This is a genomic window from Parabacteroides sp. MSK.9.14 (genome assembly GCF_019041495.1).
In the GTDB taxonomy this organism is placed as follows: Bacteria; Bacteroidota; Bacteroidia; order Bacteroidales; family Tannerellaceae; genus Parabacteroides; species Parabacteroides merdae.
The window spans coordinates 29578-40891 of sequence record NZ_JAHPXO010000040.1; the positions used below are offsets into that span (position 1 = coordinate 29578).

An 11314-nucleotide genomic window follows, 5' to 3' on the forward strand; every position below is an offset into this window, starting at 1 on the left:
ACAAAATCAGTTTTACAAACATCAAATCCCCAAACCGTATGAATACGAATCGGAACATCCCTTATAATTATAATGTAAAAGATATTGATTGGCCCGGTCTGAAGGCCGTGGGTATTAGCAAGGAGCAACTGGAAGCGGACGGCAACCTTGACCTGTTGTTGCAAGGCAAGGAATCAGAAATCATCCCGTTGAAACTCTGTACCCCGGTAATCAGCCTGACCATGGACGCCACATTCAAACTGGTACCCGGTGACAACAACAAGCCAATCATGGAAATCAACGGCATCCGTCAGGAGGAATCTCCAAAGAAATAACAAAAAAACAAAATAAGTTCAACCTGTCCCCGTACCGCCCAATCCGGTACGGGGCATCAAAAAAGAAGAATATGATCGCAATAGTGACTGACAGGCCCAACGTGGGCAGAGAGATAGCAAGAGTGTTAGGAGCCGACAGAAAGGAGAACGGCTATATGACCGGGAACGGTTACATGGTGACATGGACATATGGCAACATGCTTTCCCTGGCAATGCCGAAGGATTCAGGGACAGCCCGTGTGGAGTGGAAAGACTTTCCCCTGTTGCCGCCTTCCTTCCTGACAGTAAGGCACGTGAAGACGGATACCGGATGGAATCCCGACATCAACGCACTCCTCCAATTGAAGATAATAGCCAAGGTACTCAACGCGTGTGACACCATCATCGCAGCAACCGACGCTTCCCGGGAAGGAGAGATGCTGTTCCGCCATCTTTACGGTTTTCTGGGATGCAAACAACCCTGCCTCCGCCTCTGGATCTCGTCTCTGACGGACGAGGCCATCACGGAAGGTATGGCGAACCTCCTTCCATGTGACCGGTTCGACAACCTGTTCCTGGCGGCGGACAGCCGTAACCGGGCGGACTGGCTCCTAGGGGTCAATTCAAGCTATGCCATCTGTAAGGCGGTAGGCTTCGGGAACAATTCGCTGGGCAGGGTACAGACACCCGTACTGGCGGAGATATGCAGACGGTACCGGGAGAGGGAGAATTTCCTGCCAGCCGACAGCTGGCCGGTATTCGTCAGCCTCTGCAAGGACCGACAAATCATAAAACTGCGCCACACGGAAGATTTTCAGGAGTACCGGTACGCGTCAGAACTGTACGGTGACTGCAAGGCGGTACGGAACGCACGTATCGCGGCGGTCAGCCGCAAGAGCGAGGACATCCGGGCACCGGCTCCCTACAATCTGACCGAACTTCAGAAGGACGCGAACCGCTACCACAACCTGACAGCCATACAGGTACAGGATATCACCCAAGGCCTGTACGAAAAGAAACTGATCTCCTATCCGCGTACCGCCAGCCGCCTGCTGACAAGGGACGTATATGACACGTTGCCCAATGTTATGGAAAAGATTCTTTCCCGCAAGGAATTCTGCCAATACGCCAAAATGACGGACTTTGCCGCGCCGCCAAGCGACATCAGCGCACAGGAGACAACAGATCACCACGCGATCATTGTCACCGGCATGCCCCCCGGAACATTGAACAAGGAGGAACAACTGGTCTATACGCTCATTCTCGGCAGGACACTCGAAGCCTTCATACCATCCTGCCAGGTGGAATATACGACCATTGACGTAGTATGTGCCGCACGGAAGTTCAGCGTCCAAACGTACCGCGTCCTGAAAAAGGGGTGGCTCAGCATCTTCGGGCGGGAACATCTTATCGCAAGGGGGGGGATGCCCTGTTCCGCACTTCCGGATTTCTCCCCGGGAGAGCTGGTACCGGTAAGCGGATGCAATATCGTCCGCAAGAGAACACTTCCGGTATCCCCCTATACGGATGAGGAGCTAGTCGGCTATATGGACCGGAGCGGATTAGGAACCGTCTCCACGCGTACCAATATCATCCGCACACTGCTGGAGCGTAAATATATCCGCTATTCAGGCAAATATGTCATCCCCACCCCAAAAGGGCTTTTCTTCTATGAAACGGTACGTGGAATGAAAGTGGCCGACACCTCCCTCACTTCCGGATGGGAAGCGGAACAGGCACGGATAGAACAGGGAAAACTCACGCAAGAGGAGTTCCTGGGAGGGGTACTGGAACAGGTGAAGGAGGTGACCGGTGAGATATTCCGGATCTATCAGGCTAAAAACAACCCGTAGGATATTACGCCACCGGCACGGGACGATTCTCAAAAGAGCAGGGAGTACAGGCTTTCAATGCCGTACTCCTTTTTTCATGGGAGATTGGATAGTTTTTCCGCTTTTAACCGGCAAAGGTCTTGGATTGCCTCGTTTTTGCCGCAAGGCGGCCCCCTTTGGGGGCTTGGTTGGTCAAAAGAAAATCATCCTCGCTACGCTGCGGTATTTTCTTTTGCCAAGCCTTGCGCAAAAAGGCAATCCAAGGGCCGGAGGCCTATAAAATCGGGAAAACATATCCCGATGGGATTATTCATTCTTAAAAATTTAAAGATATGAAACTGCAACTCATCGAAAACATCTGCAAGCGAGTGGTCTCACTGGTCCTACTTACGGGAATATGCCTGCTCTACAGCAAGGGAATCATTCCCGTGTACCTGATCGTCCTGTTCCTTTTATCGGGAACAATCATAGGATTCTTCTTCAGGGCATTCCTCCTTGTGATAAAAGTCATCCTTATCCTGTCCGTCATGGGCATGCTTGTATAACTCCTAAAATACAAAAAACATGAGAACCGCGACATCCACCCCCTCAGCCCCGGTCATGCCGGTCGCATAGCCCGTCACAAAGCGCATAAAACCTGTCAAAAAACGGTTCCCCTGCATATTGGACGAACCGAAAACAATAGGCCACTACCTGGAGCCATTAAAGGACATCGCATCCAATCCCGACAGGCAGAGACTACTGAAAGAGTTTTTCCAAGAGACTTATGTATAACTTATTAATATTTTACCATTATGTTTTTTCAAACGATCAACCGAATGATTACGGCAGGCACAGACCTAAGTATCAACATCAGACAAGTGAATGACAAACTGACCGTGGCCGTCATGCCCCGGCGTGCGGGACTGAAAGACGAGGCCGGGGAACAAATCGTCCCGCTGGTATTGAACGGTACCCCGGAAGAGCTGGACATGGAATTCCTGGGAGCGATCACCGCACCCGTACAGAAGGCGCAGGGCATCCTTACCAACCTGGAAACATTCGAGAAACAAGCGGAACAGGCCGTATCACAAAGCAAGGCGGCCAAGTCCGTAGCTGAGAAGGAATCAAAAGAGGTACGCGAGAGACGGGAGAAGATGGAAAAGCTGCTTAAAAAGGCGGAGGACGCCACAGGCGGCAAACGCTATTCCGAGGCGTTGACCTGGCTCAGACAGGCAAAACGGCTGGCCATGCCGGACAAGCAGAAGGAGATTGACGTGAAGATAGCGGAGGTACAGAAAAAAGCGTCCGAGGGCAGTCTCTTCGGAGCGGAACCGGTAATGTCGGAACCACAGCCCGCGCAGGTTATCCAACCGGTGGCGCCGCAATCGGTACCCGGTCATGCCCCCCGATATCAGGGAGGGGAACAGATACGGATGTTCGCACCCGAACAACCGTCCCGCCAATCTCCCCACCAGATTCCGCAGTCGGTACAAGGCACGCGACCACAACAGGTTCCACATGGACAGGCGGCTTCACGACCAGGAGCGGATGGTACACCGGCCGGCTGTCAGCAGCCCGTGAACCGACCGCAGACCATACAATTCCACCAACCGGTACAGATGCCGCAATCACAGGTATACGACGGTCAATGGCTGCAACCCGTCCCTTCGCAACCGCAAACGACTTCCACGCAAACCGTTCCCGATAACAAAGGGGATAGCGAATACGGGGCACGAGCGCAGGACATGGAACAGTACGGCTTCGACAAGGATGACGAGCATGACAGGGAGCTCCTGCGTGAGGACCCTTACGCGGAATATCTCGACTTCCCGGAGGAATACCGCATGAAAGACGAGGCACAAATGGAAATGATATGTTGTTAAACCCTATAAAAGTACAATTATGGCACTAGAAATTAAAGGATTGCAGAGAGTTTTCAAAATCAGGAAAGGCTCGTCGGAAATAGAGCTGGCCGATCCGGACAACAGCCTGTCCCCGAACGAGGTGATGGATTTCTATTCCATGACCTATCCGGAACTGACCACGGCGAGCGTACACGGTCCGGAATGCGAGGATGACAGCGTGGTCTACCGGTTCAAGACGACCATCGGAACAAAAGGGTAGATATATGGCAAAGAGAATTTCCATCAAAAAAAAGGAGGATACATGCAAAACGCTATCAGAATCACAAATGGCGGGACTGGCCGTATTGATCATCAGAGCCGCCGACCTCTCGTACATCGGACGGGGTACGATGGGCCGGGAAAAAAGAAGACTGCCGCCACCGGGGAGCGTAATGCTTTTTTGACAGGCAGATTCCTCCCCATCGCGGCGGACTATCTGGTGGAGGACGAAATGGGAGGGACATGCGTCAACCTGACCACGTCCGAAAACTTTGACTATCTATACCGGTCCGCCCTGCGATATGCAGATCTCATGAATGTCAGGCTTCCTTTCCGCACGAGGAAAGGGAGCGGTCCCCGCATCAACATCACCGTCTTGTACAAGGCCCTGGACGAGACCTTGCCGGAACATGTCAATCTGGAGGAAAGGGCCGGGAGGCTCCATTTCTGCCTGTACAGGTTCCATGACTGGCCGGACCATACCCTGTTCTGGCTACCCGTCGATTTCACGGAGAACCTTCCTGTATCGTTACGGCGTATCGTCCGGGAATTCATACGGCAGTTCGTACGTTACCACGGGTTGAACGCCGTCACGGAAACATGGTATTATGAGCTGGCGGTGGAGGAACTGGATGACTGGAAGAACCGCGATCCCGAGGCTTCCCCTCAGACAATCCGTAAATACAAACGCCTGGCGGAATCCTACCAATCCGGGAAAATCGCAAAAACACTTAAACGAATGGAAGGGAAACCGTTCTGTACCGATCTGGAAGAAAAGGTCCGGAAATACCGGGCGGCAGTGAAGGAGGAACGGAAGCTTTTGGAACTGATACGGGAAGGGATGGGACTGATTACCCCAGGAAATCCGTGCATCATGCAATACGGTTACGACTGGGCGTATGAAAGATCACCGGATTTCCCCCCGATCGACCTGGACTGTCAGATCATGCTGGCATATTCCAACAATGACGCCCTCACGGAGAACATGGAATGCTATTTCAACTCGGACTACCGGGAGACGTATGCCATCACCCCGGTCACAAGCATGTACCTGACACCTGAGACGGACAGACTGTTCCGGATGGACGACTATCCGGAGAGACTGTCCGGATGGATGGAACGGTTCACGCAATGCATAAACAGGCATTTTAAAGTGCCCGTTTCCCTATAAATCAAGAAACGAAAACAAAAAAATACAGGATATGAACGAACTTACCAAGCAACTGCAAGAGATAATGGTGCCCAAAGCGGCGCTGATCGCCTATGAGTACCAGGAAGGTCACTACGCAAGCGGAAGTCACTACCTGGAACTACGCCCTATCAACAAAAAGGGAAGAATGGAAGCCGGCATTCCGGTTACATATGAATTCATGGACTCCCTGGTGGAATCCTATTCGGACGGGAACCGGCGTATCCCGCACGGGTTGCTGCCACCCAACATGCTGTGGTGCGATACCCGCAGGGGGCATGAAAGCTATGTGTGGTATAATCTGCCGGGAAAACGACGGATGTTTTTCAAGAACGACCTGAACATCGGGGATGGAATGTTCCACGTGCCGGGAGTCATTTATATCATTAAAAATGAAAGGATGGACATCTTCGCCTACAAGGGGAAAAAACCGGACGGGAGGACACCGCTCTATCTGGCCCCTTTTTTTAACGTGACCGGTGGAAGCGTATGCCTGGGAAACTCCACACTGGAGAAACCGGAGAGCCTGGATTTTCATACCCTGTTGGAATATTGGGAGAAACGTTTCTGGCTCAGTGAATTTTCCCATCTTGGAGGAGGGAAGAACCCGACAAGAAACAATCTGGTCCTGGTTACTGAGCGGATGCGTGAACAGCCGTTCGACAACGACGAACTCCAACCGATCAACAAACGATTGAAAGACATCCTGCCATGAGAAAGATCCATTTCACAGACAAGAACCTGCTCAGTCCCTATCACCCCGTAACCGTCCTGGTAGCCGGGGCGGGTGGAACCGGATCGCAGGTAATAACCAGCCTGGCACGCATGAGCGTGGCATTACAGGCTCTGGGACATCCGGGGCTACACCTGACGGCTTTCGACCCCGACACTGTCACGGAAGCAAACATCGGTCGCCAGCTGTTCAGCGAGACGGAACTGGGGTTGAACAAGGCGACGGCGCTTGTCACCCGCGTCAACCGTTTTTTCGGTTACACGTGGGAGGCCAGGGAATGCCGCTATCCGATCATAACCAAAGAAGGGGATAAAAACGTCCCGCTGGCGAACATCATCATCACCTGTACGGACAACACCCGTTCCCGGCTCGATCTGTGGCGGTTCCTGAAGAAATACAGGGAATATAAAAATAACGATGAGAAAGCGCCGATATACTGGATGGATTTCGGGAACGCCCAAACCACCGGGCAAGTCCTGGTAGGCAATATCCGGAGCAAAATAAGCCAGCCCGCATCCAGCGAATACCTTCCCATGCCCAGGATGAATGTCATCACCGAGGAGGTCAGCTACTCCACCATCCGTGAGGAGGACTCAGGCCCGAGTTGCTCACTCACGGAGGCGTTACGCAAGCAGGATCTGTTCATCAACTCCATGCTGGCACAAATCGGTTGCGACATCCTCTGGCGCATGTTCAGAGAAGGGAGGACATTCTACCGGGGGGCCTATCTCAACCTTGACACGCTACGGGTAAATCCCATTTCGGTATAAACGGACGTGGATTTATTCCCGGTCATTCCTGCCGTACGGTCCGACCTTTCATCCGTACGGCACTCGCCACTCCCTTTTCCGTCATGACCAGCTCGTACCGTTCCAACCTTTCATAGAGCTTGCCCAATGTCTTGCATCCGTATCTCTTGACCTTGAATTTGGGCATCATTTTCTTCAACGAGCTGCCTATCAGGGAAAGGGAGACCTCCTCCTTGCCGTCAGCCGCCTGCTGGAAAGCCTTGTCAAAAAACTCCATATCCCTTCGGATAAAAAAATCCGGAGTGTTCTCCAAGGTCTTGTTTTCCTTACGGTCGGCATACAGGAATACGGAACAGGAACGTATCAGCGATACGGGAGTCTTGCCCTCCCCATATCCCAGTACCTTCAATCCCGCCTCCCGTATCCGTTGCGCCAACGGGGTGTAGTCACCGTCACTGGCGACCAGACAGAAACAGTCCACCCGGCCATCACGGAGAATGTCCATGGCGTCTATGACCAACGCGATATCCGTAGTGTTCTTTCCTGAAGCATAGGAGGAGGCCTGCACCAACCTGAACCCATATTCCCGGGCGGTCTCCTTCCATCCGGAAAGAGCTTTCCTCGTCCAGTCACCGTATATCCGTCTGATAACGGCATCCCCATAACGGGAAACAAAGCCCATGATATCCTCCATCCTCTCAAAGGACACGTTGTCACCGTCAATCAGAACCGCAATGAGATATTTTGAATTGGTATTTGTCTTCATAACAACCGTTTATAAGACAAAGTTAGCATAACTTCCGCATATCCACATTGCCCCGTTCAGTTTTTCTTTCCCCGTTTCTGCAAAAAATCCTGTATATCCGAACTCCTGTAGAAATTCTTGCCGTTCTCATCCGTCTGGTAATAACGGATCAGTCCTTTTTCCCGGTAACGGGCCACGGTCCGAAGCGACACGTTGAGCAGCCTGGCTATGTCATAGTTGTCCAGAAGCTCGTCACCGTTCAAGAACTCCTTCACACGGCCCATCCTATCCAGTTTCTTCTCTATGCGGTCAAATCCTTCCACTATGGTCATTATCATTTTCTCGAGCACTTCATTATCTATATACATCATGGCATGTATCTCCTGTATTTTTTAAAGGTTACTACTGAAATACCCCCGGTGCGCACTATAAGAGTATATACCATTTTATTATGAAAAATGTATGCCATACCTCCTTTATGTCTTTTAAGCAGCATTATAACATATTGATAATTAGACATAAATTATATTTTTCTTCCTTTTCGAATGTAACAGGTGTAAACAGGTAAAGTGTAAAACTGTAAAATACGGATTGTAAACTTTACATATTACCGGCCATCCGCTACCGCCATGCCTTATCTTTCCGAGGAACAGGCTAAAAATATCATAAACCAATGTATATCTGACATCTGATGACATCTGATGACGTTTGCGGACACCTTTTTGGATATGAGTCTCCCTCTCCATACTTTCGTATCAAATCGAAAAAAGGAAAGACTTATGGAATTTGTGTGTATCGAGGCCAAGACATTCATGGAAATGAACGAGGCCCTGGAAGCCATCGCCAGAAGAGTACATGAGACATGCGGAGGAAGCACGCAGGGCATGGATGAGTGGATCGACAACCAGGAGGCATGTACGCTTATGGATGTCTCGCCAAGAAAAATGTTACAACTCCGGAGAAGCGGGTCCATCCCCTACAGTTACATAGACCGTAAAGTATATTACAAACGGCAGGATATCATCCGCTTTATGGAGGCGGAAATTCATCGGGTGACACCTCTAAATCGAATGATATGATCCAATCCATGCTGACCAAGGAAAGTCCGGAAATCATACGCTTTTTCCGGAATATTGAGAGCCTGTCCGAAATACTGGACACACAGGCGGAAAAGATGCGGCCGGTTCTGAACGGCGAACGTTATATGACCGACAGCGAGCTGGCCGGACACCTGAAACTGACACGGAGGACACTGGCCGAGTACAGGATAACAGGTAAACTGCCTTATTACAAAGTGGGAGGCAAATTATTGTACAAGGAAAAGGATATCCTCGTGCTGTTGGAAAGAAACAGGATGGAGGCTTTTGATTATAGATGATCCTGTCTGTGGCCACTAGTGTCATATTCCTATTTCTTACCCGCAAAGGCCACCTTTTGCCCCGGTTGCGCAAGGCGGTCCTTTGGACCGGTTGCAGAAAAATCATCCTCACTTCGAGAGGGCACTGAAAAATAAGAACTTTTTCAGATCCCTTTCGATTGAGTCCTAAAAAATGAGTTCGCCAAATCCGAGAATAGGGATTTGGCGAGCTTTTTGTTTTTATACACCCATGACTTCCAAAGTTCTTCATATGTGTATCTCATATCCATGAAAGTGCCATTTATCCAAAGAACTTCGTAATGGCAAATAACGGAATATTCTCCATCCATTCCTGATCTTGATACCCCATCATGGAGACGCGCAGTCCTTTCAACTGATAATCGGGATGATTTTTAATATATTCCGACATGGAACGCGCACGTACATTCTCTTCGGCTTTCACTTCCACCGGTATCATGCGATGCTCCGTCTGTACCACAAAGTCAATCTCCGCAGGTGTTTTGTCACTGCTCCAATAATAGGGCGAAAAGCCTTGGGCCACTAATTGCTGCAAGACAAACTGTTCGGTAAAAGCGCCCTTGAACTCCTTGAATACATTATCTCCTACCAGCATCTGGCTGGCGGGCGCCTCGGTCATACAACCTAAAAGACCGCAATCAAGCAGGAATAATTTGAAGGCACCCAGATCTTCGTAAAATTTGACAGGCATCTGCAGTTCTTTTATCCGGCTGACTTTATGTACCAGACCTGCATCCATCAGCCACTGAATGGCGAGTTCATATTCCGTAGCTCTGGCTCCTTTCTTCAACACATTATAGATGAATTTCTTGTTCTCCTTGGCCAACTGCGAAGGCAAGGATTGCAGCACTTGTCCGATACGTATACTTTCAGTAGGTGTCGTATGCTTGGAGATGTCCCGCCGATAAGCATCAAGGATTTCAGTCTGTTTGTCACGTACTTCCTGCAAGTTTTGATGCTGAAAGAAACAATCCACCACTTCAGGCATGCCACCTACATAGTAGTATTGGCGAAGTAAAGCAATATATTTTAAACTGAGAATCTTTAAAATTTCCCAATCGGGCTGATGCAACAAATCGCACAAATCAGTTTCACCGGCAGCCATCAGAAATTCTTCAAAATCCATCGGATATAGACGCATTACATTTACCTTACCCACCGGAAAGGACTGACCTTTCCCCAAAGTAATTCCCAACAAGGAGCCAGCCGCCATCACATGATATTCAGGCGCATTTTCCTGAAAATATTTCAAGCTATGCAATCCCCGTTCCACCTCCTGCAACTCATCGAATACAATCAACGTTTTTCCTGCTTCAATCTTCGTTCCTGTGATAGCCTGAAGTGTCAGCAAAATACGGGGGATGTTATAGTCGGCTGCAAATAACTCCTTGGCCAGTGGCTCGACATCACAGTTGATGTAGGCTACATTCTCAAACTCAGTCAGACCAAAATGTTTCATCACCCAAGTTTTACCAACCTGACGAGCACCCAACAGTATCAAAGGTTTTCTCGCAGGATTATCTTTCCAAAGTTTCAACTGTTGTATAATCTTCCGTTTCATCGATTCCTTTAAAATAAGAATTATTCACTTGTTTCTTGCAAAGATACATTTTTTCGAGGATATAAACCAATATATAACACACTTTTTCGATGATAATCCGAGGGGAATATTACATTTTTCATAGGATAGCAAAGAATTTTTGATCGATATATCAGGTTAGCGGGTTAAAGTTTTTCCACCTTGGAATCAAGCAATGTTCCGCATTTCTATTTCTTACCTGCAAAACTAGCCTTTTGCCCCTGATCGTGCAAGGCGGTCCTTCGGACTGGTTGGCTGAAAAAATCATCCTCGCTTCGCTGCGGTATTTTTTCGCCAAGCCTTGCACAATCAGGGCAAAAGACAAACGGATGCATGTAAGAAAAGAAATACCGGCTTTACCAAAGCCGGGCATGTTTAACCATAAAATAAAAAAGATCATGATTCAAACAAAAAACAAGTATTGCAAGGAAACATTCATCCGTCTGAACTACTGGTATGACCGGATACACGGGCTTGTCCGGGAAGACATAGAGAAAGTGAACACAATGGTGGAACGCATCGAAAAAACACGTTCCAACCGATATCCCCGTACAGGTGACAGCCTGTTCTTTATTTCTGGATACGGTGAACGTTCCCGGCCGTTCTTCGTAGATGCCGTGTATGGAGATAACATTGTGCTCCGGAATTTCTCCCGTGTCCCATTCGTGTCCCGGGATAAGAAGGGCATCAAAT

14 protein-coding genes are annotated in these 11314 nt (G+C 49.5%); 11 read left to right on the plus strand and 3 right to left on the minus strand.

Annotated elements, in window-relative coordinates; all coding sequences use genetic code 11:
* Positions 1 to 38: 38 nt before the first annotated feature.
* The 8 genes from KTG12_RS17780 (at position 39) to KTG12_RS17815 (ending at position 6922) form a co-directional block, all read left to right on the plus strand.
* Positions 39 to 314 (plus strand): DUF4099 domain-containing protein, encoded by a 276-nt coding sequence (locus tag KTG12_RS17780; RefSeq protein ID WP_008778582.1) that lies wholly within the window; start codon positions 39 to 41, stop codon positions 312 to 314.
* A gap of 71 nt (positions 315 to 385) precedes the next feature.
* A complete protein-coding gene (locus tag KTG12_RS17785; protein WP_216945494.1) occupies positions 386 to 2146 on the plus strand; it encodes a DNA topoisomerase in 1761 nt (586 codons plus the stop codon).
* Between the two features lie 311 nt (positions 2147 to 2457).
* Complete coding sequence (locus tag KTG12_RS17790) at positions 2458 to 2670, plus strand: hypothetical protein (protein ID WP_177796420.1); 213 nt, start codon at positions 2458 to 2460, stop codon at positions 2668 to 2670.
* 249 nt (positions 2671 to 2919) lie between these two features.
* Entirely contained in the window at positions 2920 to 3990 is a 1071-nt protein-coding gene (locus KTG12_RS17795; protein ID WP_216945495.1) for a PRTRC system protein E, read from the plus strand.
* Positions 3991 to 4009: 19 nt separating this feature from the next.
* Positions 4010 to 4231, plus strand: a complete 222-nt coding sequence (locus tag KTG12_RS17800) for a PRTRC system protein C (protein WP_005828787.1) — start codon at positions 4010 to 4012, stop codon at positions 4229 to 4231.
* A 42-nt stretch (positions 4232 to 4273) separates the two neighbouring features.
* Positions 4274 to 5401 (plus strand): hypothetical protein, encoded by a 1128-nt coding sequence (locus tag KTG12_RS17805; RefSeq protein ID WP_216945496.1) that lies wholly within the window; start codon positions 4274 to 4276, stop codon positions 5399 to 5401.
* Positions 5402 to 5432: 31 nt separating this feature from the next.
* Positions 5433 to 6134 carry a prokaryotic E2 ligase family D protein gene (locus KTG12_RS17810; protein WP_216945497.1) on the plus strand — a complete coding sequence of 234 codons (702 nt, stop codon included), beginning with the start codon at positions 5433 to 5435 and terminating at the stop codon, positions 6132 to 6134.
* Positions 6131 to 6922, plus strand: a complete 792-nt coding sequence (locus KTG12_RS17815) for a PRTRC system ThiF family protein (RefSeq protein WP_216945498.1) — start codon at positions 6131 to 6133, stop codon at positions 6920 to 6922. The genes KTG12_RS17810 and KTG12_RS17815 overlap by 4 nt, the downstream gene beginning before the upstream one ends.
* Positions 6923 to 6944: 22 nt before the next feature.
* Here the strand turns inward: KTG12_RS17815 and KTG12_RS17820 are convergent, their stop codons facing one another.
* Together KTG12_RS17820 and KTG12_RS17825 are read right to left on the minus strand one after the other, a co-directional pair.
* Positions 6945 to 7667 (minus strand): NYN domain-containing protein, encoded by a 723-nt coding sequence (locus KTG12_RS17820; protein ID WP_216945499.1) that lies wholly within the window; start codon positions 7665 to 7667, stop codon positions 6945 to 6947.
* Positions 7668 to 7723: 56 nt separating this feature from the next.
* A complete protein-coding gene (locus KTG12_RS17825) occupies positions 7724 to 8017 on the minus strand; it encodes a helix-turn-helix domain-containing protein (protein ID WP_005864565.1) in 294 nt (97 codons plus the stop codon).
* Positions 8018 to 8425: 408 nt separating this feature from the next.
* Between KTG12_RS17825 and KTG12_RS17830 the strand changes: the two genes are divergently transcribed.
* Both KTG12_RS17830 and KTG12_RS17835 read left to right on the plus strand, forming a co-directional pair.
* Positions 8426 to 8725: a helix-turn-helix domain-containing protein gene (locus tag KTG12_RS17830; protein WP_216945500.1), complete on the plus strand. Its 300-nt coding sequence runs from the start codon at positions 8426 to 8428 to the stop codon at positions 8723 to 8725.
* Positions 8722 to 9024, plus strand: coding sequence for a helix-turn-helix domain-containing protein (locus tag KTG12_RS17835; RefSeq protein ID WP_005828804.1), 303 nt, complete (start codon positions 8722 to 8724; stop codon positions 9022 to 9024). Before KTG12_RS17830 ends, KTG12_RS17835 begins: the two co-directional genes overlap by 4 nt.
* A gap of 280 nt (positions 9025 to 9304) precedes the next feature.
* Here the strand turns inward: KTG12_RS17835 and KTG12_RS17840 are convergent, their stop codons facing one another.
* Positions 9305 to 10603: an ATP-binding protein gene (locus KTG12_RS17840; RefSeq protein ID WP_216945501.1), complete on the minus strand. Its 1299-nt coding sequence runs from the start codon at positions 10601 to 10603 to the stop codon at positions 9305 to 9307.
* 233 nt (positions 10604 to 10836) lie between these two features.
* Here KTG12_RS17840 and KTG12_RS21885 point away from each other — a divergent pair.
* Positions 10837 to 11314, plus strand: a 478-nt coding sequence (locus tag KTG12_RS21885; RefSeq protein WP_254189047.1) for a DUF4121 family protein, incomplete at its 3' end; no start/stop codon positions are given.

Bases quoted from the DNA above. Each gene is read 5' to 3' on its own strand.
- KTG12_RS17805 (WP_216945496.1), top strand. From the start codon at position 4,274: ATGCAAAACGCTATCAGAATCACAAATGGCGGGACTGGCCGTATTGAT.
- KTG12_RS17815 (WP_216945498.1), top strand. From the start codon at position 6,131: ATGAGAAAGATCCATTTCACAGACAAGAACCTGCTCAGTCCCTATCAC.
- KTG12_RS17780 (WP_008778582.1), top strand. From the start codon at position 39: ATGAATACGAATCGGAACATCCCTTATAATTATAATGTAAAAGATATT.
- KTG12_RS17785 (WP_216945494.1), top strand. From the start codon at position 386: ATGATCGCAATAGTGACTGACAGGCCCAACGTGGGCAGAGAGATAGCA.
- KTG12_RS17800 (WP_005828787.1), top strand. From the start codon at position 4,010: ATGGCACTAGAAATTAAAGGATTGCAGAGAGTTTTCAAAATCAGGAAA.
- KTG12_RS17825 (WP_005864565.1), bottom strand. From the start codon at position 8,017: ATGATGTATATAGATAATGAAGTGCTCGAGAAAATGATAATGACCATA.
- KTG12_RS17810 (WP_216945497.1), top strand. From the start codon at position 5,433: ATGAACGAACTTACCAAGCAACTGCAAGAGATAATGGTGCCCAAAGCG.
- KTG12_RS17790 (WP_177796420.1), top strand. From the start codon at position 2,458: ATGAAACTGCAACTCATCGAAAACATCTGCAAGCGAGTGGTCTCACTG.
- KTG12_RS17820 (WP_216945499.1), bottom strand. From the start codon at position 7,667: ATGAAGACAAATACCAATTCAAAATATCTCATTGCGGTTCTGATTGAC.
- KTG12_RS17835 (WP_005828804.1), top strand. From the start codon at position 8,722: ATGATCCAATCCATGCTGACCAAGGAAAGTCCGGAAATCATACGCTTT.
- KTG12_RS17840 (WP_216945501.1), bottom strand. From the start codon at position 10,603: ATGAAACGGAAGATTATACAACAGTTGAAACTTTGGAAAGATAATCCT.
- KTG12_RS17795 (WP_216945495.1), top strand. From the start codon at position 2,920: ATGTTTTTTCAAACGATCAACCGAATGATTACGGCAGGCACAGACCTA.
- KTG12_RS17830 (WP_216945500.1), top strand. From the start codon at position 8,426: ATGGAATTTGTGTGTATCGAGGCCAAGACATTCATGGAAATGAACGAG.